The organism is Pseudomonas sp. PDM28 (assembly GCF_019219115.1).
In the GTDB taxonomy this organism is placed as follows: Bacteria; Pseudomonadota; Gammaproteobacteria; order Pseudomonadales; family Pseudomonadaceae; genus Aquipseudomonas; species Aquipseudomonas laurylsulfatiphila.
In genome coordinates this window covers 504,855-529,015 of the sequence record NZ_JAHUWG010000001.1, presented here as the reverse complement: position 1 = coordinate 529,015, position 24,161 = coordinate 504,855, and the positions used below count along the sequence as shown (strand labels likewise).

Genomic DNA, 24,161 nt, shown 5'->3' with positions numbered 1-24,161 from the left:
TCAAAGGCCAGCTCATGGCCGTATCCTCCAGGAAATAGACGTCCCTCTACACAACCAGAAAGCGCTATCAATATGATTATTACTGCTAGTTCTTTCATACATTCTCCAGTTTTTGAAGATCGTAGGGCTCAAGATCAGGCGCTATCTATCATCTCCCTCTGGTTCGTTTGTGGGAGGCATCTGATGTATCGCTGAGGCGTGTAGGACTGGTAGACAAAGTCGAGATGTCTCATGTGCGATGGCAAAAAAAAAGCGCGGCCCTTGAGCCGCGCTTGTTTACGCCTGAACGTTACTGCGCCTTGGCATCCGTTGCCGGAGTCACAGCCGGTTTGGCCGCTGGCTTCTTGGCCGGCTCGGCTTTCTTGACGGGTGCCTTGGCCGGGGCTTTTTTCGTTTCGGTCTTGGCGGCCGGTTTGACCGGTGCCTTCTTGGCTGGCTCGGTTTTTACCGGTGCCGCAGCCTTCGGTGCTTCCACCGGTGCCGGCGCGGCGGCCGGGGCTGGCGCCGGAGCAGGTGCTGGCGGTGCAACAGGCTCAGGTGCCTTGACCGGTTCCGGCTTCTTCTCGTCATCCGAGCCGCCGAACAGGTTGCTGAAGAAGTTGCCCTTCTTCGCCGCCACCGCACCAGCGCCCGCCGCAGCGGCGGCCGGAACCACTTTCGCCGGTTCGAACGACTTGCCCGCCGCCAGGTCTTCAACCTGGCTGGCCGCACGCTGACCGGTGCGCAGCGCGCCTTCCAGGGTGCCCGGATACAGGGTATCGGTGTGTTCGCCAGCGAAGGTTACGCGCTGAATCGGGCGTTCCCACAGGCGCCAGAACTTGCTGATCTGGCCCGGGCCGAAGGCCAGGTAGGCACCGCCAGTCGACGGGTCGGTGCTGTAGCGACGGATTTCATAACCGGTGAACGAACCGCGGGCCTGTGGATAGAACGCGTGCAGGCGGATCAACACCTGATCGACCATCTGCTTGTCGCCGAACGCCTGCATTACTCGCGCATTGTCGCCGGACAGGTTGATCACCACGTTGGCGCCGCCCTTCAGGGCAGGCTCGATCCACAACATGCCCAGGCCGGTGTTGCTGTAGATCTCGCCGGACATGCGCGCCTTGCTTTCCCACACCGGCGTCTTGAACTTCAGCATGATCTGGTCGCGCCAGCCGTAGTTGGTGCCCTTGATCGCTGCCAGGTGCTGGGCGTCCAGCGCCGGAGTCATCTGGATCTTGTTCAGGGCGCGCAACGGCACGGCCAATACAACGTAGTCAGCTTTATAACCGACACTGTCGACTTTGACGGTCACGCCGTCCTTGTCCTGAATGATCGCCGAAACCGGGGAGTTGGTCTTGATGGTTTTCAGCTGCTTGACGAAGGCCTGGGCCAGCACCGGGCTGCCACCGACCAGGCGCGAAGCACGCAGGTCACGATCGGAGACGCCACGGTAGACGCGGCTCTGCTGCGCGAAGTACAGAAGCGACAAGCGCGAAGGTTCGTCGTAGCGGGTACGGATCTGCTGGTTGATCAACTGGCGGGCAGTGGCCGGCAGGTTCTGCTTGTCGAGCCAGCTCGACACGTTGATCTGATCCAGCGCGTGCAGCGTGTTGTTGGCGGCCGGGTTCAGCGGGTCGTCAATCGAACGCGCCAGATCGTCCAGAGTCTTGTCAAAACGCTTGAGCGCCTCGGCGGTGGCCGGTTGTTTGGTCGCCAGATCGGCGGCAGAGAAATACTCGCCATCGATCAGGTAGCCTGGGGTCCGCACGAATTCAGGGGCCGGCGTGGTGCTCAGCTTGAAGTTCGATACGTACTTGTTCAGCACCGGCTGGGTCTTGTCGTTGCCGATCCACTCGCTGGTGGCCATGCCGGAACGGCCGCCCAGACTCGACTTGGCTTCCAGCAGGGTGACCTGCCAGCCCTTGCTCTGCAGCTCGTACGCGGCAGTCAGGCCCGACAGGCCGCCGCCGATCACGATCGCGGTTTTATCCTTGGCCAGCGCAGACACGCTGAACAGCCCCAACATCACCAGCGCACAGGCGCGCAGCCAACCGACAGACATTCAGCGAACTCCGGAATCACACGAGGAAAACAGCAGTTTTTGCGAGCCAGACGGCTCAAGAAGCGCGAAGGATACGTCAGCTATCAGGCACCTGCCAGCAACGTCTATCGGCCTGAACGAAGTAGCTCTTTCGACACAATGGGTTGTCCCCGTGGCACGCATTGCATAGGCTTGCCCGATTGTTTGTCCGCGCAGGTCACGGACCGCCTCCAGGAGAGTGAAAATGGGCCTGAATAATCAGTGGATGCAACGCGATCTAGCCGTGTTGTGGCATCCCTGCACCCAGATGAAAGATCACGAACAACTGCCGCTGATCCCGATCAAACGCGGGGAAGGCGTGTGGCTGGAAGACTTCGAAGGCAAACGCTACCTCGATGCGGTCAGCTCCTGGTGGGTCAATGTGTTCGGGCACGCCAACCCGCGGATCAATCAGCGCATCAAGGACCAGGTTGATCAACTCGAGCATGTGATCCTTGCCGGTTTCAGTCATCAACCGGTGATCGAGTTGTCCGAGCGCCTGGTGAAGATGACGCCGGAAGGCCTGACCCGGTGTTTCTACGCCGATAATGGCTCGTCCTGTATCGAAGTCGCGCTGAAAATGAGCTTTCACTACTGGCTCAATCGCGGTCAGCCGGGCAAGAAGCGCTTCGTCACCCTGACCAACAGCTACCACGGCGAAACCATGGCGGCGATGTCGGTGGGCGACGTGCCGCTGTTCACCGAGACCTACAAGGCGCTGTTGATGGACACCATCAAAGTGCCAAGCCCGGACTGCTACCAGCGTCCCGAGGGCATGAGCTGGGAAGAACACTCGCGCAACATGTTCGCCGCGATGGAACAGACCCTGGCCGAGAACCATGACAGCGTCGCAGCCGTGATTGTCGAGCCGCTGATCCAGGGCGCCGGTGGCATGCGCATGTACCACCCGGTGTACCTCAAGCTGCTGCGCGAAGCCTGCGATCGCTACGGCGTGCACCTGATCCACGACGAAATCGCCGTCGGCTTCGGCCGCACCGGGACGATGTTCGCCTGCGAACAGGCTGGCATCCGCCCCGATTTCCTGTGCCTGTCCAAGGCCCTGACCGGCGGTTATCTGCCACTGGCGGCGTGCATGACCACAGACGAAGTCTACAGCGCCTTCTACGACGACTACCCGACCCTGCGCGCCTTCCTGCACTCCCACAGCTACACCGGCAACCCGCTGGCGTGCGCGGCGGCCCTGGCAACCCTGGACATCTTCGAAGAAGACAACGTCATCGAGAACAACAAGGCCCTGGCGCAGCGCATGGCTTCGTCGACGGCGCATCTGGTGGATCACCCGAACGTGTCCGAAGTGCGCCAGACCGGCATGGTGCTGGCCATCGAGATGGTCAAGGACAAGGCCAGCAAAGAGGCTTACCCGTGGCAGGAACGCCGTGGCCTGAAGGTGTTCCAGCACGCCCTGGAGCGCGGTGCTTTACTGCGCCCATTGGGCAGCGTGGTGTATTTCCTGCCGCCGTATGTGATCACCCCGGAACAGATCGACTTCCTGGCCGAAGTGGCCAGTGAAGGGATCGACATCGCCACCCGTGACAGTGTCAGCGTGGCAGTGCCGAAGGACTTCCATCCGGGGTTCCGTGATCCGGGCTGACAGTCACTGATTACCCTGTGGCGAGGGGGCTTGCCCCCGTTGGGTCGCATAGCGACCCCAGATTCGGCAACCTGGTTTCCCCAGATAAATCGCATCAGCAGGATTTGCGACTGCTTCGCAGCCGAACGGGGGCAAGCCCCCTCGCCACAAAAAGCTACTCCGACACACTTACGATGCCGAACATTAGATTCAGTAGAGACCCCGCATGAGACTGTCCCGCTTCTTCATCGACGCCCCCCTGAGCACCGGCGAGCACGAATTGCCCGAAGCCCAGGCCCATTACATCAGCCGCGTGCTGCGCATGGCCGAGGGCGATGCGTTGCAATTGTTCGACGGCTCGGGCCAGGAGTTTCGCGCCAGGCTGGTCGAAGTCGGCAAAAAGCGCGTCGTGGTGCAGATCGATGAAAGCTTCGCCGGGCAGATCGAATCGCCGCTGCAGATCCATCTCGGCCAGGGCCTGTCCCGGGGCGAGCGCATGGACTGGGCGATTCAGAAAGCCACGGAACTGGGCGTCAGCGAAATCACCCCGATCTTCACCGAACGCTGCGAAGTCAGGCTCAAGGACGAGCGCGCCGACAAACGCCTGCTGCACTGGCGCCAGGTGGCGATCAGCGCTTGCGAGCAATGCGGCCGTTCAAGGGTACCGGTGATTCATCCGCCGCTGTTGCTGGCTGACTGGTTGAAGCAGACGCAAGCCGAGTTGAAGCTGGTGCTGCACCCGGTGGCCGAGCCGCTGGTGAGCCATGCCAAGCCTTCAAGTCTGGCATTCCTGATCGGTCCGGAGGGTGGGTTGTCCGATGCCGAAGTCGATCAGGCCAAGGCCGGCGGCTTCCACGCCGCCCGCCTCGGTCCACGGGTACTGCGCACCGAAACCGCGCCGGTGGTGGCGTTGGCGGTGGCCCAGCAACTGTGGGGGGATTTCTAGGCCCCCATCGCGAGCAAGCTCGCGCCCACAGTAGATCTCCAGTGATCACAAAATCTGTGAGCACCACAGGTCCAATGTGGGAGCGAGCCTGCTCGCGAATGGCCACGACACGGTCTGGATGACTACTGCACCGGATCACTCACCGGTTTGGCAATGATCGCCTTGAGTTCGCTGGTCATCGGGAACTCAAGGTTCAAACCCTTCGGCGGGATCGGCTGCTCGAACCAGCGTTTGTAGATGCCATTGATCTGGCCCGAGCTGTACAGATCCGCCAACGCACCGTTGACCAGCGCCAGGAACTGCGGATCGTCCTTGCGCACCATGCAGCTGTAGATCTCCCGCGATTGCTCCTCCCCGACCACCACCCATTTGTGCGGTTCGTTGGCCTTTGCGCGCTCGCCATAGAGCAGCGCGTCGTCCATGTAGAACGCCACCGCCCGGCCCGACTGCAGCATCTGGAAGGCTTCGCCGTGGTCCTTGGCGCTGATCACGAACATGTCGATCTTGTGATCGACGTTGTAGCTTTTCAGGAAGCGCTCGTTGGTGGTGCCGGCGGTGGTCACCACGTTCTTGCCGCGCAGGTCAGCAAAGCTCTTGATCCCGCTGTCCTTCGCGGTCAGCAACTGGCCTTTGACGTAGATGAAACCATAAGAGAACGCCACCTGTTTCTGTCGTTCGGCGGTCACGCCGGTGGAGCCGCACTCCAGGTCCACGGTGCCGTTCTGCACCAGTGGAATACGGGTCTGCGAGGTCACCAGGTTGTACTTCACCTTCAAGTCCGGCAGCGCCAGTTGCTGCTGGATGCGCTCGACGATCTTGCCCGCCAGATCCACCGAGTAACCCATCGGCTTGCCGCTGTGATCACCCACGTACGAGAAAGGCACCGAAGCATCGCGATAGCCCAGAGTGATGCTGTTGGCGCTGGCGATTTTGCTCAGGGTGCCGGTCAAGGGCGCTTCATTGGCCTGAACCTGACTGCCGAGCAACAGGCCAAGCGTACAAGCGAGCAACGTGATTTTTTGCATTGTTATTCTCCGTTGTGGGTGTTGGTTCATCAGACGCGTGCAGCGATGACGGTGATTTCCACCAGCACCTGCGGGCGGGCCAGTTCGGCCTGCACGGTGGTGCGGCTCGGTGCCTGCCCCGGCGATAGCCAGGCCGACCAGGCCTCGTTCATCGCGGCGAAATCCTCGGTGATGTTCTTCAGGTAAATGGTCGCACTGAGTAGATGATCCTTGTCGCTGCCCGCCTCGGCCAGCAAGGTATCGATTTTCGCGAGCACTTCGCGGGTCTGGCCGCTGGCATCCCGGGCATCGCCCGGCACCTGCCCGGAAAGAAACACCAGGTCGCCAAAGGTCACGGCGCCAGACAGGCGCGGGTTGCTGTGCAGTCGGGTAATGGTCATTGCAGTGTCCTCTTCAGAAATCAGTATTCAGGCGGCCCGGTGGCTGAAACCCTGAAGGTCAATGGAGGGCTGGCGCTCGCCGATCAGCTCGCTGAGCAAGCGCCCGCTGCCGCATGCCAGGGTGAAACCCAGCGCGCCGTGGCCGAGGTTGAGCCACAGGTTGCGATACGCCGTCGCGCCCAGCAACGGCACGCCGCTAGGGGTGGCCGGGCGCATGCCAGCCCACTCGACGGCTTCGTCATAGGTGCCGGCATCTGGAAAGGTGTCATGGGCCTGACGCTTGATCAGTGCCAGGCGCTTGGGGTCCAAAGCAGGGTCGAAGCCGACAATGTCGACCATTGCCGCCACTCGCAATTGCTTGCCGATGCGGGCGTAGACGATCTTGCGGTCGTAGTCGGTGATGCTCACGTCCGGCGCCCGGTGACCGGCGCCGATCGGCACGGTCAGGCTGTAGCCCTTGAGCGGGTAAAGTGGCAGTTGCAACCCGGGAAGCGCCAACAGCGGGCTACGGTGACCGGCGGCGATCACCAGTTGATCGACCGGCAGCACTTGCTCGCCCAGTTCGATGGCGTTGACGCTGCCGTTGCTGTGGCGGATGCCGGTTACCGCTTGCCCGAGACGAAACTCGCAACGGCCGGATGCTTGCAGCCGGGCGGCCAGTTGCTGGCAAAAACCGTGGCAGTCGCCCACCTCTTCGTCCGGGGTGTAGATCGCCCCGACAAAGGGCGCATCGATCAGCGCCGGTTCCACTTGCGCGCATTCGGCCGGCGACAACACCTGCTGTTGCTGCGGGTCGGCCAGGCTCTGGCGCGCACGCTCAAAGCTGCTGTTCTGGCGGAAGGTCACCAGTTTGCCATTGCGCCGCCACTGGAATCCCGTCAGCCCATCGCCTTCGCGCCAGGACTTCAATGTGTCCTGGCTGAACAGCGCCAGACGCAGCAGGTGCGCGGCGTTCTCGCGGTTGACCGAGCGGCGGCAGGCGCCGAGGAACGATGCCATCCAGCGCCACTGGGCCGGGTCAAAGCGCGGGCGCAGCTTCAACGGTGAGTCGCCGCGCAGTATCCAGCCTATGGCTTGCAAAGGCACACCGGCGTCGGCCAGGGGCGCGACATAGCGATAGGACAACTGGCCGCCGTTGGCGAAGCTGGTTTCGCTGCCCAGCGAGCCCCGTGCCTCGACCACCGTCACCTCAAAGCCGTCGCGCACCAGCGCATAGGCCGTTGCCAGGCCAATCACACCGCCACCGATGATGCACACACGCTGAGCCATGTCCGTCCTTAAAACCGTTGCGAAGACGAGGCCAAGGTTAGAGCCAGGTGACAGACGTTGAACAATGCATAAAGATGGCAAACCCATAAACAAAGGTTATGGACTTGCCATGCGCCTACGCCATATCGAGATTTTCCAGGCCATCCGCCAGACCGGTTCGATCAGCGCTGCCGCGCAATTGCTGCACGTCTCGCAGCCGGCGGTGAGCAAGGTGTTGCAGCACGCCGAGCAACAATTGGGTTTCCCGCTGTTCCTGCGGGTACGCGGCAAGTTGCAGGCGACGCCGGAAGCGCTGGAGCTGGAGCGTGAAGTGGACAAGGTCAGTGAAAGCCTGCAAGGCGTGCGACGCCTGGCACAGAGCCTGCGCCGCGAACCGGGCCACAGCCTGCGCATCGGTGCCACCCCGGCACTGGCCCTGTCATTGCTGCCGCCGGCCATTCACGAATGGACCGGGCGCTACCCGGACATCGCTTGCGAACTCTCCAGCGCCCACAGTCGCGAACTGGTGCAGAACCTGTTGATGCGCGAAGTGGATGTCGCCCTGACCCTGCAACGCCCGGATCACCCGGGGCTCAAGGCCCAGGCGCTGGCGTCCGGCGTGCTGGTGGCGCTGGCGCCGAGTGGTTACTGGACTCAGGAAGAGGTGGGTAAACCGTTACCGCTGATGGCGCTGGCGGATGCGCCGCTGATCGGCCTATCCAGCGCCGATCCACTGGCCGCGCGGCTCGACAGTTACCTGGAAGCGGTCGAACCGCCGCCCCGGGTACGCATCGCCGTGCAAACCTACTCACTGGCACGGGCGATGGTGGAATCTGGCGCGGGCCTGGCGGTGATCGATCCGTTCACCGCCCTTGGCGCCTCTCCCGCCAACACAATGATCCGCCCTCTGGCACCGCCGTTACCCATCACCCTGTACGCAGTGACCCGCGCCGCCGAACCACCGCCCCACACCTTGAATGACCTGTTGCAGGTATTCAGCCGCCGAGCCCGGGAGCAATTGGATCGGCTGGCCCCGGTACAGCCTTAAAGGACATAAAAGAAAATCGCCACAAAGTGCAGCAAGCTCCCGGCGATCACGAACAGATGCCAGATCCCGTGGGCATGGCGCAGGCGATGATCAAGGGCAAAAAAGATTATCCCCACCGTGTACAACACCCCGCCCGAGGCCAACCACGCAAACCCGGCGCCGCCCAGCGCCGCGAGCAGCGGCTTGACCGCCACCAGCACAATCCAGCCCATCACCGCATAAATCACGATCGACAGAATCCGCGCCTCCGAACGCGGCTTGATCTCTTGCAGGATGCCGATCAGCGCCAGCCCCCAGACAATCCCGAACAAGGTCCAGCCCCACGGCCCGCGCAGGGTCACCAGGCAGAAAGGCGTGTAGCTGCCGGCGATCAACAGGTAGATCGAGAAGTGATCGACCTTCTGCATGATCGCTTTCTTGCGTCCGCGCACGCTGTGGTACACGGTCGATGCGCTGTAAAGCACCAGCAAGGTAAAGGCGTAGATCGCCATGCTGACAATCTTCCACGGGCTGCCGTCGAGACTGGCCAGCACAATCAGCCACACCCCGCCGATAAACGCCGCCACAGCCCCGGCCAGATGCGTCCAGGCGTTCAGTCTTTCTCCGTGATACATCGATTACTCACCTTAAAAATAGTTACCGCAAAACAAGGCTCAAGCCTTGAGCGTAAAAGTGCAATGTTTCCGTACGTCACGATTCCTGTAGGAGCTGCCGAAGGCTCGGGCCGCGTTCGGACGATCTTTTGATCTTCAACGTCAAAAGATCGCAGCCTTCGGCAGCTCCTACAACGCTCCGTGTTTAACGGGCACAATTGACCGATACCAAAAAGAGTCCGCCCCATGCTGATCGATGAAGAGTTGACCCTGAAAAAACTCGAGGTGTTCCTGGCCTTCATGCGCACCGGCAACCTGGCACGCGCCGCCGCCGAATTGCAGACCAGCAACGTCAGCGTGCATCGGGCGATCCATTCCCTGGAAAGTGCCCTGCGCTGCCCGCTGTTCAAGCACGAAGGCCGCAACCTCACACCGCTGGAAAGCGCTTACGTGCTGGAAGAGCGGGCGCAGAAGCTGATTCAGGATGTCGTCGAAAGCGTGCGCCTGACCCGCGAGGCCGCCGGGTTCTCGGCCGAGCGTTTCAAGTTGGGATCGCTGTATTCGCTGACGGTGAAGACCGTACCGCAACTGATCATGGGCCTGAAAATCCGCCGCAGCGAACTCAACATCGACCTGATTCTGGGCTCCAATATCGACCTGCTCTACAAGCTCAAGAACATGGAAGTCGATGCGGCCCTGGTGTCGCTGGACGAGAGTGTCAACGATCCGGATTGCGAGCAGATCCCGCTGTTTTCCGACGACATCTTCCTCGCCACACCCGCCGACTCGAAGTTTGCCCAACGGACTGAAGTCGACCTGGCCGAAGTCCGCGACGAAACCTTCATCACCCTGACCCAGGGCTTCGCCACCCATCAGGACGGCAAGCGGGTATTCGAGCAGGCAGGGTTCGAACCGAAGGTGGCGATGCAGGTCAACGACATCTTCACCCTGCTGAGCATGGTCAGTTCGGGCGTGGGTTATGCGTTGCTGCCGGGACGTATTGCGGCTGTGTACGAGAACCGGGTGAAGCTGATCCCGTTGCAGGAAAAGTACCGCTTGCAGCAACACATTGGCGTGGTGTTCCTGAAGGCCAAGGAGCGTGATCCGAACCTGCTGGCGTTGCTGGCGGAGTGTCGGATGTATGCCAATCGCCAGGCTTGAAACCGAGTCGCACCCTTCGCGAGCAAGCCCGCTCCCACAGGAACTGCGCTGTCCCTGTGGGAGCGGGCTTGCCCGCGAAGGCGTCGGATCTGACGACTCAGGATTTGTGGCTACCCCACAATCCCGCGAACAATGAAGAACAACAGCGAAGGCCCCAGCAGACAGCCAAGCCCGGTGTGGAACGTGGCCGTTAGCGCGCCATAAGGCACCAGGCGCCGGTCCGTCGCCGCCAAGCCGGCGGTCACGCCGCTGACCGTACCAGCCAGCCCACCGAACACCATCGCCGAACGCGGGTTGTCCAGGCCCATCCAGCGCGCCGCCATCGGCGTGCCCACCATTACCAGGATCGCCTTGATCAGGCCGGTGGCAATCGACAGCGCCACCACATCGGAACTGGCGCCAATCGCGGCCCCGGTCACTGGGCCGACGATGTAAGTCACCGCACCGGCGCCAATGGTGGTCATGCTCACCGCGTCGCGGTAACCGAATACCCAGGCCATGCACGCGCCGACAATGAACGGCAGCACCGTGCCCAACAGCAGCGCGATCACGCCAATCAAACCGGCCTTTTTCGCTTCGGTGGCCTGCACCTCGAATGCCGTGGCGACGATGGCAAAGTCCCGCAGCATGGCGCCACCCATCAGGCCGATGCCGGAAAACAGCGTCAAGTCCGCCAGGCCCTTTTGCCCGCCGGTCATCGTTCCGCCAACCCAGGCCAGCACCAGGCCGATGACGATGGCAATCGCCGAGCCGTGGATGCGTCCGAAGGTCAGGCGTTTGGAGATCACCACTGACACCCACATGATCACGCCGACGAAGGCGAATGCGGTGACCAGACCGTTGTGTTCCAGACCGCTCTTGATCAGATCCCACATATCAGCGACCTCCTGCCGGTGCGCCAACCTGCGTTACATCCGCCGGTTCATCGGGCAAGGGTTCGCCTTTGTGGGTCCGGCTGATCAGGGCAATGGTGCAACCGCAAACCACCACCGAACCGATCGCCGCCAGCACCGCCACCGGACCACCGTGCAGCGCCGTAACCACGTTCTGTTGCGCCGCCATCGCCACCACCACCGGGATGTACATCGCGCCCCAGAAACCGACGCCCATCTCGCACTCCCGGGTCATGCCGCCACGCCTGTGCATCCACAACCGTGCGCAAATCAGCAGGATCATCGCGATCCCGACGCCGCCGACGTTTGATTTCACACCCAGCAACACCCCGAGCATGTCACCCATGATCACCCCTGCCAGCGTACAGATCGCCAACAGCGCCACACCGTAAATAATCATTGTTGTAGTCCTCAAAGTGCATTTCGAATGTTGTTTTTGTTGTTCGAAGCCTGAGTTTTAGGAGTGGCGGCTTCCCTCCTCACGCATCAGCGCCTGCAGGGTATCGAGCCGAGCACCGTCGAAGGCAATCACGCTGCCCTGTTCGAACACCCGGCGCGCCAGCCCGGTCAACACCGCACCGGGCGGCAGTTCGATCTGTAGACGTACGCCGCGCTCGTAGGCGCTTTGTACCGTACCGCGCCAATCGACGATGCGGCACATGTTGAAAGCCAGGTCGTCACGCAAGGCTTCAGGCCTGTTCAGCGGACGCGCACGGCTGCCGCTCAGATAGCCCACCTTCGGGGTTTGCAGCGCTACCCTGGCGAAGGCTTCGGCTAGTCGTTGCGCGGGCACCTCAAGCAGTGGGCAGTGGGATGGCACGCTCACTGCCAGACGCTTGGCCAGTCCGGCTCCGCAACCTTTCGCCAACTCGGCTACCGCTTTCATCGCCGCATCGCTACCGGCAATCACCACCTGGTTATCGGCGTTGATATTGGCCAGATAGACCGGCGCATCGGCGCTGTGAACCTGCGCCAACAAATCTTCCACCAGGGCCAGCTCCAGACCGATGATCGCGGTCATGCCGTAGCCCTGTGGATAAGCCTGCTGCATCAGCTCACCGCGCAGGCTGACCAGATGCAGTGCATCGCTGAAACCCAATGCACCCGCCACCACTGCCGCCGGATAAGCGCCAATCGACAAGCCGGCCACGTAGTCCGGGGCCATGGCCAGCTGGCGTGAAGCGGCGACGCCAGCGATCAGCAGGCAAAGCTGAACCGCCCTCGTCGACCGCAGCGCTTCGGCAGAATCCAGCTGCGTCACGTCTTCACCGAGCCAATCGCTCGCCTCGTTCAACGTTTCCCGAGGCAAGCGCGCCAGCATGCCGGGTTGCTGCGCACCCTGGCCGGGGAACACCAGCAAGCTGCTCACGCTGCCTGCTCCCGTGGATGCCACGGGTCAGTGACCAGACGGGCCTGAGTGGCGTTTTTCAGCAGGACCCGCGACGCAGTGCCGGCCCACTCGCGCAAGGTAACGGCGCCCAAGGGTGTCTGCAATTGCAGGTCCACGCGGCACACGGCCGTGTCGAGAACGGCCACCAGCGCCTGCGCGTCGGCACGACTCAACGGCCGTGGCGTTCGCAGGATCAGGTCGAGATCGCTGCCCTCGTGCAATGCGGCAAACCCGCTGGCCAACTCAAACCCGGCACTGCCACTGACACCCCAGACCCAGCCACTCTCATCGAGGTGCAAGCGCAGTTGCGCCAAGGCACGCAGCGCCGGGAAATCACGCAGGCCTTGAACACGGCAAAGTTCTTCCGGCCGCACCCGCCGCGTGATGGTGGCGACTTCCATCTGCGTCGCAAACCGCTGTTCGCGCAACGGCCCGCGCACGCCCACCGCCACCTGCCCCGCCGCGCTCAAGGCGCGACGGACCACCACCGGCTGGCCGGCACTGATCGAGTCGATCACCCACGCCGGGGCATCCACAGGCAACTGTCGCGGGGTCATGCCCCACAGCAGGTCGTGAGCCAGAAGCGCATTCACCACTGTGCTCTCAGCAATTGGCGAACCTTGCTCGACGCCGCACGATTGGCTGCACCGAGACGACCTCTGAGATCTGCACCCTTCTCGGCGATATCGCCCATCGCCTGCCCCAGGCACTCGGTCACCCGCGCCAGATCCGCCTTAGTCGGCTGCTCGATTTGCTCCACCGACAAGGTTTCCCACAGCAGCCCGAGGCTGGCATAGCTGTCGATGTCATAGGCCATCGGCGGCACGCTGGCCGCCAGGGCTTCGAGTTCTTCGACGCTGCGCAAGGTCACCCGCGCCGCCGACGCCTTGCCCATGGCATGCACCATCACCCCCGGATCGCGCAGGGCGATCAAACGATTGGCCTGATAGCCGTGGGCCAGGAACGCCCCGGACATCGCCTTGCCCACCAGCAAACCGATCACCGCATGGCCGGCCAGACGGGCACGGGCGTAACTGCCCGCCGCTGCGGCCAGCGCCTGATGAACGCCGAGCGCTTCTTCGCGGCGACCGTAAGCCTGGCTCGGCACGTCGACGATGGCGATCAGGGCGCGTTTGCGGGCCTTGTTCTGATCGGCGGCGATGACTTCATCCACGGCCTTGGCCAGGCCCCAGCCTTCGAGCAAACCTACTTCGCCATTGCGTGCACGGACGAAGCGGTTTTCCGGATCGGCCACCACCGCGATGAAACGCACAGGCTGATCGCCCAGCGCACCGTCCGCGACCTTCAGCGAAGCCGGCAAACCCTCGACCGCTTTCGCCCCGGCGCTCAAGGCGTTGAACCAGTTCAAACCACGCAGGGAATACGAGCTCATGGGCGTTCTCCTTGGTACAGATCGCGAACCACGGACGGCTCGATTTGCGGTTCGGCGTCCAGACGTGCCAGGCGTTGCAGGAACAGTTCGGCCTGACGACTGCGTGATTGCGCCGGCAAACCCTGCTGGAGCAACTCACCCACCTGCTGGCGAATCTGCGCCACGTCGTCGGCCACATAGCGATCCACCAGACCACTGGCGAAGCGCTGTTCGCCACCGGTCAGGCTCCAGATGAAGGGCCGGTCGCGGGAGTCGTATTCCTCGAGTCCAGCTTCCTGCTCGATCACCTGCGGGCCATTCAGGCCGAGTCGCGCTTCCTGGGTCACCAACAGGTAGCTGCACAAACCGGCAGCAATCGACATGCCGCCAAAGCAACCGACACTGCCCGCCACGACTCCGACCACGGGTTGGTACTGCTGCAAATCGACAATCGCCGCGTGGATGTCGGCAATCGCTGCCAGGCCGAGGTTGGCTTCCTGCAAACGCACGCCGCCGGTTTCCAGCAGCAGCACGGCGCGAGTCGGGATGCCGTTGCGGTTGTCTTCGGCGGCCAGTTCCAGCGCACCGGCGATTTTTGCCCCGCCGACTTCACCGAGGCTGCCGCCCTGAAACGCGCCTTCGATGGCGGCGATCACCACCGGCAAACCATCGAGGCTGCCCTTGGCGATCACCACGCCGTCGTCGGCTTGCGGCACCACGCCTTGGCGCGACAGCCACGGCGACATGATCCGTTGAAAAGGGTCGAGCAGTTCGCGGAAGGTGCCGGTGTCGAGCAGGGCCTTGGCCCGCTGCCGCGCACCGAGTTCGACGAAGCTGTGCTTTTTCAGCAGGGATGCGCTGTCAGTCATGGCCGATCTCCTCGAAACCCTGTTCCAGACGCAGGCGCACCACACCGGGGGTCGCGCCGAAATCGTGGATGTCGATGGCCATCGCCGGTGGCGTCTGGCCGTCGAACATCCGTGCGAACAGATGCTGCCAGCGTTGTTCGCTGCCATTGACCGAGGTCTGCACGTTGATCGTCAGCTTGCCGGCCTGACCCGGTTCGATCAGCACTTCCAGATCGCCCGAGCCGACACAGCCCACCAGGGTACGACCGCGTGGCGGCTGCCCGGCGGGAAATTCAAAAGATAAGGTTTCCATCAGAAAGCTCCCTGTTTGAGGCTGTCGCCCGACTCGATACGGTCGATGAACAGGCAGGCTGCGAGCAGGTCCGCAGCACCACCGGGCGAGGCATTCAACGCGATGAGTTGTTGGTCCAGTTCATGCAGGCGGCGACGTCCGGCGAGGCTGGCGCTACCTCCGGCATCGAGCACTGCCTGGGCGCCGAGTTGCATGGTGTGCAGGCCTTGTTCTCCAGCGCGATAAAGCACGCAGGTGTCGGCCAGATTCGTCATGATCGCCAGCAGCGCATCGAGCCGGGCGTTCTGTTCGCCATGGCCGGCGGCGCGGCTGCATTTGAGTTGCGGCAACGCGCGTTGCAACACCGCCGGGAAGCCCAGTTGCGCTTCTTCACGGGCGCCCCGTGCGCCGTAGCGTTGGGCGACTTGAGCACCGTGACTGAGTGGCCGCGGTGCGTAACGGTCGTCGAGCAGCGCCAGACGCGCCGCACGAGTCGATACGCTGTTTGCAGCCGTTGATTCAGGGTCCAGCGCAGCGGCAGTGACCAACAGGCCCAAGGCCCAGATCGCCCCGCGATGAGTGTTCACGCCGCCCGTGGTGTCGAGCATCGCTTGCTCGCCTTCGCGACCGATGCGGCCCACGGCTTCGCGCAGGGGCATGCCGATCTCACCGAACTCAATCGCGGCATCGGCCATCGCCTTGAAGGCTGGCCACAGGGACAGCGCCGAAGCGTGCATCAGCCCCAGGTGCAAATCGCTGTGAGCGCCATTGCCGCGACGATCGACCAGTGCCGGTTTCGGCGACAGATCAGCCTCGTCGATCAGCGCGTCCACCGCCAGGTCCGCCAGCTGCTCGGCCAGGCTCAGGGTTTTGGGTTGCAGGTTGAGTGCGTGCATTACCAGCTCCTGAACTTGGCGGGCGGGTTGTAGAGGCCACCGGACCACTCCACCAGATCGGCCACGCTTTTCGCCGCGAGCAGTTCGCGGGTGGCGTCGGTTCGGCGGATGCCGAGGTCTTCGGGCAAGGCGATCAGGCCTTCGCGGCGCATGCGCGCGGTGTCTTTGGGGTTGTGGCGCAGGCCGATGGCGGTCACCCCGGCGACGGCGGCGATCATCGCCTGGCGCTCTTCCAGCGAGCGCGCCTTGTACAGGTAGGCGATACCTTCTTCGGTCAACAAATGGGTGACGTCGTCGCCATAGACCATGATCGGCGCCAGCGGCATGCCGCTTTTCTTCGCTACATCAACGGCATCAAGGGTTTCGACGAAGGTCGGTTTGCCGCCCTCCTGGAAGGTCTCGACCATCTGCACCACGAGTTTCTTGCCACGCTCGAGCATCGGCTCGGCCACGTCGGTGTTGCGCATGTCGAGCCAGGCCGGCGTGCCGTGGCGACGACCGCGCGGGTCGTGGCCCATGTTCGGCGCGCCGCCGAAACCGGCCAGGCGCCCACGGGTCACGGTGGAGGAATGGCCGTCGCCATCCACCTGCAAGGTCGCACCGATGAACAGGTCCACGGCGTATTGCCCGGCCAGTTGGCTGAACATCCGGTTGGAACGCAGGGAACCGTCGCGCCCGGTAAAGAACACATCCGGCCGCGCCGCAATGTAGTTCTCCATCCCCAGTTCGGTGCCGAAGCAATGCACACTTTCGACCCAGCCACTTTCAATCGCCGGAATCAGGGTCGGGTGCGGGTTGAGCGTCCAGTTGCGGCAGATCTTGCCTTTGAGGCCGAGGGATTCGCCGTAGGTCGGCAGGATCAGCTCGATGGCCGCGGTGTTGAAACCGATGCCGTGGTTGAGGGACTGCACGTTGTGTTTTTCGTAGATGCCGCGGATCGCCATCATCGCCATCAGCACGTGCACCGGTTTGATGTGCCGCGGGTCGCGGGTGAACAGCGGTTCGATGTAGAACGGCTTGTCGGCCACCACCACGAAGTCGACCCAGGAGGCGGGAATGTCGACGCGCGGCAGGTCGCTGACATCGTCCACCAACTGATTGACCTGGACAATGACGATGCCGTCGCTGAAGGCCGCCGGTTCGATCAGTGCCGGGGTGTCTTCGGTGCTCGGCCCGGTGTAGATGTTGCCGGCGCGGTCGGCCATGAAGCCGGCCGAGAGCACGACGTTGGGAATCAGGTCCACCACCAGCCGCGCGTAGAGTTCGATGTAGGTGTGGATCGCGCCGATTTCCAGCAGGCCGTCTTCGAGCAACTGGCTGATGCGCAGGCTTTGGGTGCCGGCGAAAGAGAAGTCGAGCTTGCGCGCGATGCCGCGTTCGAACAGGTCCAGATGCTCGGCGCGCCCGACGCTGGGCATGATCATGTGCAGGTCATGCAACTTCTCGGGGTCGGCCTTGGCCAGGGAACGTGAAAGGAAATCCGCCTGCTTCTGGTTGTTGCCTTCGAGCACCACGCGGTCGCCCGGCAGGATCAACGCCTCCAGCGCCGCGACGATGTTATCGGTGGGCAACACCACACCGTCGGCAAGACCTCGCACCAGCTCGAGACGCCGCTGCTTTTCGCTGCGCCGCCGCGTCCATCGCGAGTCGGGGGATATTGTTGTTGTCATGACCACTCCACGGGTTCGCTGTCGTGGAGGTCACATTAGGAGTGTTGGGTGGGGGCATCAATCAAGCAGAGTGGTGGATCGTTACGCTCAGGTTAATGATCGAGATCTGCGTCGCTCATGCTGGCCTCTTCGCGGGCAAGCCCGCTCCCACAGGGTTAGTGGTTGCCGTTGAATTTGGGCAACACACGGACACTGTGGGAGCGGGCTTGCCCGCGAAGAGGTCGGTGCAGTCAACGCAAGACCGCAATCAGATGGCCAACCCGGCATCCACCAACAACGCCTCCAGCGCCAACAAATCCGGCACCTTCGCCACCTGCTCCCCCACCTGCACCGCCGCCTGCTCCAGCGCACACAACGGCACATCCACATAACTCAACTGGCTGTCGAGCTTGCACGAGCGCGGAATCCCTTGCACCAGCAGCGCAATGAACTTCAGCTCGGGGCGCCCGCCAAGGGCGTTGAGAATGACGATCCGCGCGCGTTCACCGATGACGATTTTCTGCCCGCAGGCCGATTCGAAACTCAGCAGCGGTATCTGCCGTTCGCGCCATGTCACCAGGCCCAGGTACCACGGCGGTGTGTCGAGATCGAAGGTCCCCGGTTGCTGGTAATCGATCAGCTCGGCCACGGCGACGTTCGGCAGGATCAGGTTGCGGTCGGCCAACGGCAGCAGCAGGCCGGTGAGGTTGCTGGTGCGGTGTTCAAGCATGGGTCTTGCTCCAAAAGGCGATGCTTTCGAGCAGCACCGACTCCTGGTACGGCTTGCCCAGGTAGTCGTTGACGCCGATGGCCATGGCGCGGTCGCGGTGCTTCTGCCCGGTGCGGGAGGTGATCATGATGATCGGCAGGTGCTGCAGGCGTTCGTCGTTGCGCACCTGGGTCGCGACCTCGAAGCCGTCCATGCGCGGCATCTCGATATCCAGCAGCATCAGGTCGGGCATGTGCTCTTCCAGCAGCAGCATGGCATCGACCCCGTCCTTGGCGGTCAGCACGTTCATGCCGTGGCGTTCGAGCAAGCGGCTGGTGACCTTGCGCACGGTGACCGAGTCGTCGACCACCATCACCAGCAACGGCCGATGCGGTTCGGCCTCGACCTCCTGCCCCGCGAGATGTTGGGGTACGCGGGCCTGCATGGCGCGGATCGGCGCCAGCAGATCCAGGATCAGCACCACCCGGCCATCGCCGAGAATCGTCGCCCCGGACACCCCTTGCACCGCCGCGAACTGCGGCCCCAGGCTCTTGACCACGATCTCGCGAGTGCCGGCCATGGCGTCTACCAGCACCGCGATGTGCCGTTCGTTGCACTGCACCAGCAGCACAGGCAATGGCAGGCTCTGGCCCAACAGTTTCGGGCGCGGGATGGTTTTCAGCAGCTCACCCAGGTAGCACAGCTCGTAACGTTGCCCGGCGTATTCGTAGGTGGGCGAATCGAAGCGGAAATAGCCCTCAAGCTCATTGGGCAGGACGCGCACGATGCCGTCGATGGTATTGAGCGGAATCGCGTATTGGTCCTCACCGCACTGCACCATCAACGCCCGGTTGACCGATACGGTAAACGGCAGGCGAATGCGGAAATGCACGCCCTGCCCGGGCACCGAGTCGATGCTCATGGTGCCGCCCAGTTGCCGCACCTCTTCATGCACCACGTCCATGCCGACGCCCCGCCCGGAAATCTGGGTGATTTTCTCGGCGGTGGAAAACCCCGGTTGCAAGATGAACTGCAACACGTCGTGATCACTGATGACGCTGTCCGGGGCGAGCATGCCGCGCTTGATCGCCTTGCGCCGCACCGCGTCCAGCGGCACACCGGCGCCGTCGTCGCGGATGTCGAAAATGATGTCGCCGCCTTCACGCAACAGATCGAGGGTGATCTTGCCCTTGGCCGGCTTCCCCGCCGCCAGCCGCGCTTCGACGGACTCCAGGCCATGGTCGACGGCGTTGCGCAGCATGTGTTCCAGCGGCGCGGCCATGCGTTCAAGCACGTTGCGATCCATCTCGCCTTCGGCGTTATCGACGATGAAATCCACGTCCTTGCCCAATTCGCTGGACACCTGGCGGACGATGCGCTGTAACCGCGGGAGCATGCGTTCGAACGGCACCATGCGCGTGCGCATCAGCCCTTCCTGCAACTCGGTGTTGATGCGGCCCTGCTGTTGCAGGAGGTTTTCCGTGTCGTGATTGCGTCGTTCGAGGGTTTCCTTGAGGTCGAGCAAGTCAGAGGCGGATTCGAACAGCGCGCGGGACAGTTGCTGCAACTGTGAGTGGCGGTCCATTTCCAGCGGGTCGAACTCTTCATAGCCCAGGCGTTCGGCGTCGACTTGCTGGCGGCTGAGGATCCGCCCCTGGGTTTCGGTATCGAGGCGACGCAACTGGTCGCGCATGCGCTCGATGGTGGTCTCCATCTCGCTCAGGGCGATGTGCGCATCGTTGACCTGCTGTTCGATCCGGCCACGGAAGATCGATGTTTCACCGGCCAGGTTGACCAGATCGTCGAGCAGCTCTGCCGAGACCTTGACCATGTCGGCGCCGGCATCGGACGGCGGCGCCAGTGGTTCGGCCTTGGGCGTGGCCGGCGACGCAACCGGCGTGGGCGCCTCGGGCACGGCCGGGTGGCTGAAGTTCTTGATCGCATCGATCAAGCGGTCGGCGGGCGGCATCGGCTCACCGGCGCGGGCCGCGTCGAGCATCTGCGCCAGGCGGTCATGGCTGCGTTGCAACAGCGCGAACAACGGCGCCGTCGGTTGCAGCACGCCGGTGGACAGGCCTTCGTAGAGGAATTCCAGTTCATGGGCCAGGTCGCCAATCGCGGCGATTTCCACCATGCGTGCACCGCCCTTGAGGGTGTGCAGGTCGCGCAGCAGGGTTTCCACTTCCTGACGGCTAGAAGGCTGGGCCTGCCAGCGCTCCAGCGCCGCACCGGAGCTTTCGATGATGTCGAAACCTTCCTCGAGGAAGATCTCCAGCAACTCCGGATCATGGGCGACCGAGTCATTGGTGGCCGCCAGTTCACTGACCTCGGCGGCGCCGGAGTGGCCCAGCCGGTAGGCGCGAATGGCCTCGATCAGCTCAGCGCAATCGCCCAGGGGCTGGTTGTGCTGTAACTGGTCAAGGTACTGCGCCAAGCGGTCATGGCTCTGCTGCAATAGCACCGCCAATGAGTCGCTGTAGGCGTAGCGCCGATCCACCAGGCCTTCGTAAAGGCTTTCCAGTTCATGGGCCAGATCACCGACCGGCCCGACCTCGGCCATGCGCGCGCCGCCTTTGAGGGTGTGCAAATCCCGTTGCAGGGACGACAGCGGCGCGGCGTTGTCCGAGTCACGTAACCATCGCTGCAAGGCCTGACCGGCGCTTTCGAGGATGTCCACCGCTTCTTCAAGGAAGATCGCGACGATTTCATCGTCCAGTTCGCGCCCCTCTCCTGTAGGAGCGAGCTCGCTCGCGATGGTCTCACCGGCGCCGCGTTTATCCAATGATAACGCGTCATCGTTAACGTCCATCGCGAGCGGGCTCGCTCCTACAGGGGGTAGCGTGTGCTCTAGATCGGCGGTGGCTGCGCCCAATTCGCGGATGCTCAGGGTGCGGCTGCCATCACTGCGGATCAGGCCCATGGCCGACGGGTCGAGGCTCTCGTCGAGCAGCTCGCGCAAGGCCCTGATCCGTTGCGGTTGCGGGCTGACTTCCTGACCGGCGGCCAGTTCGTCGAGCATGTTGATCAGCGCTTCGTGGGCACCCTGAGCCTCATGGAAAAACCGCTCGCTGACCGCCAGGCTGCTTTCTTCCACGGCACCGTAGAGGTCGAGCAACGCCTCGCACAGCTCATCCACCGGGTGCAGGTCGGCCAGGTGGGCGCCTTCGCCGAGGGTGGTCAATTCATCCAGCAGCGCGCTGAGTTCCTGGCGTTCGCCGGGGTGTTGCTGCCAACGTTGTAGCAGGCTCTCGGCGTCCAGCAGGATGTCCATGCCCTGGGCGAGGAAGTTGTTGATCAGTTGCGGGTCGCGCTTGATCCGCAGCCCGGTGTTCGGAGTGTTCAGCAGGTTTTCCAGGCGCTCGGCCAGCAGCGCTTTGGCTCGCTCGGTCAAATCCCGGGCGCCGGGAATTTCCGCCAGCGGATCGGACTTGAGCTGGCGCAAACCGAGGCGGAACAGTCCTTCGGCTTCCAGCAGCAATTCCACTTCGTCCAGGTCCAGCGCGATCAGGTGTGCCTTGTATTCCCGGGCCAGTTGATCCAGTGGCGCGGCCAGCTCGGCAATCGGCAAGACACCGGCCATATAGGCACTGCCCTTGAGGGTGTGCAAGGCCCGCTGCAATTCGTCGCTGGCCTGCAACGGCACATGCTCGGCGGCCTGATCAAGGAAACGATTGAGGCTGCCCAAGTGGGTTTGCGCCTCTTTGCGGAAGATCTCCAGCAACAGCGGGTCGAGGGCCGCGACATCCTGCGTATCCTCATCGGACACCGGTTCGTCGCCCTTGGCCAGGGCATGGGCGCGGGCGGCCAACTGGTCGACATCGTTGCGCTGGCGCTGGGCATTGGCGGCGTATTCAGCCACCAGCTCCGGCAGCAGCTGCAGCACATCGCCAATCAGTTGCTGCACCGTAGCGCCCGGCTCCACGCTGTTTTCCAGTACGCGGTTGAGCAGGTTTTCCACGGCCCAGGCCAGCTCGCCCAGCACCAGGGCACGCACCATGCGGCCACTGCCCTTGAGGGTATGAAAGGCGCGGCGCAGTTCACTCAGGGCCGAGCGGTTGTCAGGGTTGACCGACCAGCGCGGCAAATACTCGCGCAGGATTTCCAGGACTTCGTCGGTCTCTTCAAGGAACACCTCGCGCAGTTCCTCGTCCACCGGCTCTTCGCCCGGGGGTGGCGGCAGCAAGCTGCCCGGGGTGTCCAGGGCGGGCGGGTTCAGGCTCGAAACCGGGCTGGCGAGCACATCGGCCAGGGTCTGGACGATCTGCGGGTCATCCAGCTCCTGCATCATCTGCATGACCTGCGCTTCGCTCGGGTTGAGCACATCATCCAGCACGGGCACATGCTGCTCACTGGGGAAAAACCCGAGGTTCGCCAGGCTCTTTTCCGCGACATCGAGCAGGTTTTCACCCTGCGCCTGCGGGTCATCGCCGAGGCGCTCGAGGTAGTATTCGATGCTGGTGATCACGTCGGCCAGGCTGTCCAGCTCCTGCCAGCCCGGCTGACCCGGCTCGAGCAACAGGTGCTCGCGAATGAAGTGATTACAGGTTTCGACCAGGCTTGCCGCCCGGTTCAATGGAATCATCGCCAGCGCGCCGCGCACCTGGGTCAGCAAGGCCGGCAGCGCCTGCAAATGCTGGCGGTCCCAATCGGCGTCGATGTAGTCGACGATCATGTCCTTGGCCTGCTGCAAACAGATGCGGGCCTCCTTGATCACGATCTGATGGATCTGCGTCAGGTCGGTGGTCGGCAGGCGATTGTCATCCTGGCTCTCCGGCTCCACGGTGCCGACCATGCCGGCCAGCGTCGCTTCGACGTACAGCAAGGCCCCGGCAACGTCCATGAGGATCGCATCGTTGGGTTCGCGCTGGCCCTGGGCGAGGCTGAGCACCACTGCCAATTGATCGATGATCACCTTGCGCGGCTGGCCGAAGCCCAGGACCGCCAGGGTGTCGGCGATTTGCCGCAGTGGTGCCAGCAGGCTGTCGAGGTCAGAGGTGTGCTGGCGGTCACTGCGCACGAACAGATCCAGGCGTTCCTTGACCCGCACCAGCTCTTCGCACAGCGCTGCCAGCACCGAGCGCATGGCATCACGGTCGGGACCGGCCAGCCGCGCGCGTTCTTCATCGACCATCGCGCTGTCGGGCAACGCGTCGTCCAGTGAGTAGCGTTCTTTCATGGTCAGCATCTGCCCGGTGGGATGTTCGGCCTTGGCAATGTAGAACAGCAAACTCTTGAGCAGCTCCGGTGGCGCCGGTTGGTTGATGCCGCGCATGCCTTCTTCGAGCAGGCGCTTGAGTTCCTTGTCGGCGTCCTTGAACAGGCTGCGCAAGGCCGGGCTGTTGGCGATCGCACCGCCCTGCATGCCTTCGACCAGCGCCGAGGCCACCTGCCATAACGGGTTCAGGGGGGCATTGGCGCACAGTGCTTCGAGGCGGGCGAAGACCTTGGCCAGGTAATCGAGGTTGGTTTCGTTGTCCTGCTCACGCAGGAACCCGACCAACGCCATCTGCAGCATCTGCCGCAGCTTGCGCAGCACATTGGGCAATTCGGCCGGCTCAAGCTGCGCCAGCGTTTCTGCATCCAGTGCAGGCAACTCGGGCAATTGCGGGCTGAACAGGCTGGTTTCCGACAGCAGGCTTTCGCCACGGGCGCTGCGCAGGTCGTTGATCAGGGGCAACACCACCAGTGGCAGGTCGCGGCGCGCACCTTGCACCCGGTCCAGGTAGATCGGCAACTGCCCGAGGGACTGCATCAACAGGTGCAACGCCTCATCGCGATGGCTGACACGGTCACCCTGCAAGGCCATGGCCAGCTGTTCCATTTCTTCGGCGAGCAATGCCGCACCGTAGAATTCGACCATCTGCAAACTGCCGTGGACCTGATGGATGCACGCAAGGCATTCATCCAGCGCGTGCGTCGCCTGCGGGTCATCGAGCAGGTTTTCAATCGCGTGATGAGCCTGTTTCAGCGTTTCGGCAATCTCGCCCTTGACCCACTCGAGGGCCACATAGTCGTGCCGATCACCCATAACCACTCCAATCACAATTCACATACCCAT

At 63.1% G+C, this 24,161-nt stretch carries 20 protein-coding genes; 4 read left to right on the top strand and 16 right to left on the bottom strand.

All coding sequences use genetic code 11. The features are described 5' to 3' along the window. Positions 1 to 289 precede the first annotated feature (289 nt). Positions 290 to 2,044, bottom strand: a complete 1,755-nt coding sequence (locus KW841_RS02475) for a flavin monoamine oxidase family protein (protein ID WP_218473321.1) — start codon at positions 2,042 to 2,044, stop codon at positions 290 to 292. A 223-nt stretch (positions 2,045 to 2,267) separates the two neighbouring features. On the opposite strand from KW841_RS02475, the gene KW841_RS02470 reads away from it, so the two are divergent. Beyond that, positions 2,268 to 3,674, top strand: coding sequence for an adenosylmethionine--8-amino-7-oxononanoate transaminase (locus KW841_RS02470; RefSeq protein ID WP_218473320.1), 1,407 nt, complete (start codon positions 2,268 to 2,270; stop codon positions 3,672 to 3,674). A 205-nt stretch (positions 3,675 to 3,879) separates the two neighbouring features. Then, a complete protein-coding gene (locus tag KW841_RS02465) occupies positions 3,880 to 4,599 on the top strand; it encodes a 16S rRNA (uracil(1498)-N(3))-methyltransferase (protein ID WP_095964181.1) in 720 nt (239 codons plus the stop codon). A gap of 122 nt (positions 4,600 to 4,721) precedes the next feature. On the opposite strand, the gene KW841_RS02460 is transcribed toward KW841_RS02465, so the two are convergent. From KW841_RS02460 to KW841_RS02450, 3 genes are read right to left on the bottom strand one after another with little or no spacing between them, the layout of a single operon-like run. After that, positions 4,722 to 5,624 (bottom strand): transporter substrate-binding domain-containing protein, encoded by a 903-nt coding sequence (locus tag KW841_RS02460; protein WP_218473318.1) that lies wholly within the window; start codon positions 5,622 to 5,624, stop codon positions 4,722 to 4,724. A 29-nt stretch (positions 5,625 to 5,653) separates the two neighbouring features. Then, positions 5,654 to 6,004, bottom strand: a complete 351-nt coding sequence (locus KW841_RS02455) for a RidA family protein (RefSeq protein ID WP_218473315.1) — start codon at positions 6,002 to 6,004, stop codon at positions 5,654 to 5,656. Positions 6,005 to 6,031: 27 nt separating this feature from the next. Beyond that, positions 6,032 to 7,273, bottom strand: a complete 1,242-nt coding sequence (locus tag KW841_RS02450; RefSeq protein ID WP_218473313.1) for a D-amino acid dehydrogenase — start codon at positions 7,271 to 7,273, stop codon at positions 6,032 to 6,034. Positions 7,274 to 7,382: 109 nt separating this feature from the next. Between KW841_RS02450 and KW841_RS02445 the strand changes: the two genes are divergently transcribed. Further along, positions 7,383 to 8,300, top strand: a complete 918-nt coding sequence (locus KW841_RS02445; RefSeq protein WP_102699944.1) for a LysR family transcriptional regulator — start codon at positions 7,383 to 7,385, stop codon at positions 8,298 to 8,300. Here KW841_RS02445 and KW841_RS02440 read toward each other — a convergent pair. Beyond that, positions 8,297 to 8,914 carry a hemolysin III family protein gene (locus KW841_RS02440; protein WP_007975433.1) on the bottom strand — a complete coding sequence of 206 codons (618 nt, stop codon included), beginning with the start codon at positions 8,912 to 8,914 and terminating at the stop codon, positions 8,297 to 8,299. The two genes, KW841_RS02445 and KW841_RS02440, sit on opposite strands and share 4 nt — an antisense overlap. 225 nt (positions 8,915 to 9,139) lie before the next feature. Between KW841_RS02440 and KW841_RS02435 the strand changes: the two genes are divergently transcribed. Continuing rightward, complete coding sequence (locus KW841_RS02435; RefSeq protein WP_007975432.1) at positions 9,140 to 10,054, top strand: LysR substrate-binding domain-containing protein; 915 nt, start codon at positions 9,140 to 9,142, stop codon at positions 10,052 to 10,054. A 110-nt stretch (positions 10,055 to 10,164) separates the two neighbouring features. On the opposite strand, the gene madM is transcribed toward KW841_RS02435, so the two are convergent. The 11 genes from madM to KW841_RS02380 all read right to left on the bottom strand — a co-directional run bounded on the left by madM (position 10,165) and on the right by KW841_RS02380 (position 24,131). Then, entirely contained in the window at positions 10,165 to 10,929 is a 765-nt protein-coding gene (gene madM / locus KW841_RS02430) for a malonate transporter subunit MadM (protein ID WP_015097187.1), read from the bottom strand. Between the two features lies 1 nt (position 10,930). Then, positions 10,931 to 11,347 (bottom strand): malonate transporter subunit MadL, encoded by a 417-nt coding sequence (gene madL / locus KW841_RS02425; RefSeq protein ID WP_008050285.1) that lies wholly within the window; start codon positions 11,345 to 11,347, stop codon positions 10,931 to 10,933. Positions 11,348 to 11,404: 57 nt separating this feature from the next. Continuing rightward, entirely contained in the window at positions 11,405 to 12,316 is a 912-nt protein-coding gene (mdcH, locus tag KW841_RS02420; RefSeq protein WP_218473310.1) for a malonate decarboxylase subunit epsilon, read from the bottom strand. Next, positions 12,313 to 12,933 (bottom strand): malonate decarboxylase holo-ACP synthase, encoded by a 621-nt coding sequence (locus KW841_RS02415; protein WP_218473307.1) that lies wholly within the window; start codon positions 12,931 to 12,933, stop codon positions 12,313 to 12,315. Before KW841_RS02415 ends, mdcH begins: the two co-directional genes overlap by 4 nt. Further along, a complete protein-coding gene (gene mdcE / locus KW841_RS02410) occupies positions 12,927 to 13,730 on the bottom strand; it encodes a biotin-independent malonate decarboxylase subunit gamma (RefSeq protein ID WP_218473305.1) in 804 nt (267 codons plus the stop codon). Before mdcE ends, KW841_RS02415 begins: the two co-directional genes overlap by 7 nt. Beyond that, the gene (locus KW841_RS02405) at positions 13,727 to 14,578 is read right to left on the bottom strand and encodes a biotin-independent malonate decarboxylase subunit beta (RefSeq protein ID WP_218473300.1); all 852 of its coding nucleotides are present in this window, start codon (positions 14,576 to 14,578) and stop codon (positions 13,727 to 13,729) included. Before KW841_RS02405 ends, mdcE begins: the two co-directional genes overlap by 4 nt. Further along, a complete protein-coding gene (locus tag KW841_RS02400; RefSeq protein ID WP_008001147.1) occupies positions 14,571 to 14,870 on the bottom strand; it encodes a malonate decarboxylase subunit delta in 300 nt (99 codons plus the stop codon). Before KW841_RS02400 ends, KW841_RS02405 begins: the two co-directional genes overlap by 8 nt. Beyond that, positions 14,870 to 15,745: a triphosphoribosyl-dephospho-CoA synthase gene (locus tag KW841_RS02395; protein ID WP_218473298.1), complete on the bottom strand. Its 876-nt coding sequence runs from the start codon at positions 15,743 to 15,745 to the stop codon at positions 14,870 to 14,872. Before KW841_RS02395 ends, KW841_RS02400 begins: the two co-directional genes overlap by 1 nt. Beyond that, the gene (gene mdcA / locus KW841_RS02390; protein ID WP_218473296.1) at positions 15,745 to 17,415 is read right to left on the bottom strand and encodes a malonate decarboxylase subunit alpha; all 1,671 of its coding nucleotides are present in this window, start codon (positions 17,413 to 17,415) and stop codon (positions 15,745 to 15,747) included. Before mdcA ends, KW841_RS02395 begins: the two co-directional genes overlap by 1 nt. A 247-nt stretch (positions 17,416 to 17,662) precedes the next feature. Continuing rightward, positions 17,663 to 18,124 (bottom strand): chemotaxis protein CheW, encoded by a 462-nt coding sequence (locus tag KW841_RS02385; RefSeq protein WP_218473294.1) that lies wholly within the window; start codon positions 18,122 to 18,124, stop codon positions 17,663 to 17,665. Further along, positions 18,117 to 24,131, bottom strand: coding sequence for an Hpt domain-containing protein (locus KW841_RS02380; protein ID WP_218473292.1), 6,015 nt, complete (start codon positions 24,129 to 24,131; stop codon positions 18,117 to 18,119). Before KW841_RS02380 ends, KW841_RS02385 begins: the two co-directional genes overlap by 8 nt. Positions 24,132 to 24,161: the final 30 nt, after the last annotated feature.

What these genes read in the sequence shown, in the direction of transcription:
- KW841_RS02475 (WP_218473321.1), bottom strand. Translation starts at nt 2,044, where the DNA reads ATGTCTGTCGGTTGGCTGCGCGCCTGTGCGCTGGTGATGTTGGGGCTG.
- KW841_RS02470 (WP_218473320.1), top strand. Translation starts at nt 2,268, where the DNA reads ATGGGCCTGAATAATCAGTGGATGCAACGCGATCTAGCCGTGTTGTGG.
- KW841_RS02465 (WP_095964181.1), top strand. Translation starts at nt 3,880, where the DNA reads ATGAGACTGTCCCGCTTCTTCATCGACGCCCCCCTGAGCACCGGCGAG.
- KW841_RS02460 (WP_218473318.1), bottom strand. Translation starts at nt 5,624, where the DNA reads ATGCAAAAAATCACGTTGCTCGCTTGTACGCTTGGCCTGTTGCTCGGC.
- KW841_RS02455 (WP_218473315.1), bottom strand. Translation starts at nt 6,004, where the DNA reads ATGACCATTACCCGACTGCACAGCAACCCGCGCCTGTCTGGCGCCGTG.
- KW841_RS02450 (WP_218473313.1), bottom strand. Translation starts at nt 7,273, where the DNA reads ATGGCTCAGCGTGTGTGCATCATCGGTGGCGGTGTGATTGGCCTGGCA.
- KW841_RS02445 (WP_102699944.1), top strand. Translation starts at nt 7,383, where the DNA reads ATGCGCCTACGCCATATCGAGATTTTCCAGGCCATCCGCCAGACCGGT.
- KW841_RS02440 (WP_007975433.1), bottom strand. Translation starts at nt 8,914, where the DNA reads ATGTATCACGGAGAAAGACTGAACGCCTGGACGCATCTGGCCGGGGCT.
- KW841_RS02435 (WP_007975432.1), top strand. Translation starts at nt 9,140, where the DNA reads ATGCTGATCGATGAAGAGTTGACCCTGAAAAAACTCGAGGTGTTCCTG.
- madM (WP_015097187.1), bottom strand. Translation starts at nt 10,929, where the DNA reads ATGTGGGATCTGATCAAGAGCGGTCTGGAACACAACGGTCTGGTCACC.
- madL (WP_008050285.1), bottom strand. Translation starts at nt 11,347, where the DNA reads ATGATTATTTACGGTGTGGCGCTGTTGGCGATCTGTACGCTGGCAGGG.
- mdcE (WP_218473305.1), bottom strand. Translation starts at nt 13,730, where the DNA reads ATGAGCTCGTATTCCCTGCGTGGTTTGAACTGGTTCAACGCCTTGAGC.
- KW841_RS02405 (WP_218473300.1), bottom strand. Translation starts at nt 14,578, where the DNA reads ATGACTGACAGCGCATCCCTGCTGAAAAAGCACAGCTTCGTCGAACTC.
- KW841_RS02400 (WP_008001147.1), bottom strand. Translation starts at nt 14,870, where the DNA reads ATGGAAACCTTATCTTTTGAATTTCCCGCCGGGCAGCCGCCACGCGGT.
- KW841_RS02395 (WP_218473298.1), bottom strand. Translation starts at nt 15,745, where the DNA reads ATGCACGCACTCAACCTGCAACCCAAAACCCTGAGCCTGGCCGAGCAG.
- mdcA (WP_218473296.1), bottom strand. Translation starts at nt 17,415, where the DNA reads ATGACAACAACAATATCCCCCGACTCGCGATGGACGCGGCGGCGCAGC.
- KW841_RS02385 (WP_218473294.1), bottom strand. Translation starts at nt 18,124, where the DNA reads ATGCTTGAACACCGCACCAGCAACCTCACCGGCCTGCTGCTGCCGTTG.
- KW841_RS02380 (WP_218473292.1), bottom strand. Translation starts at nt 24,131, where the DNA reads ATGGGTGATCGGCACGACTATGTGGCCCTCGAGTGGGTCAAGGGCGAG.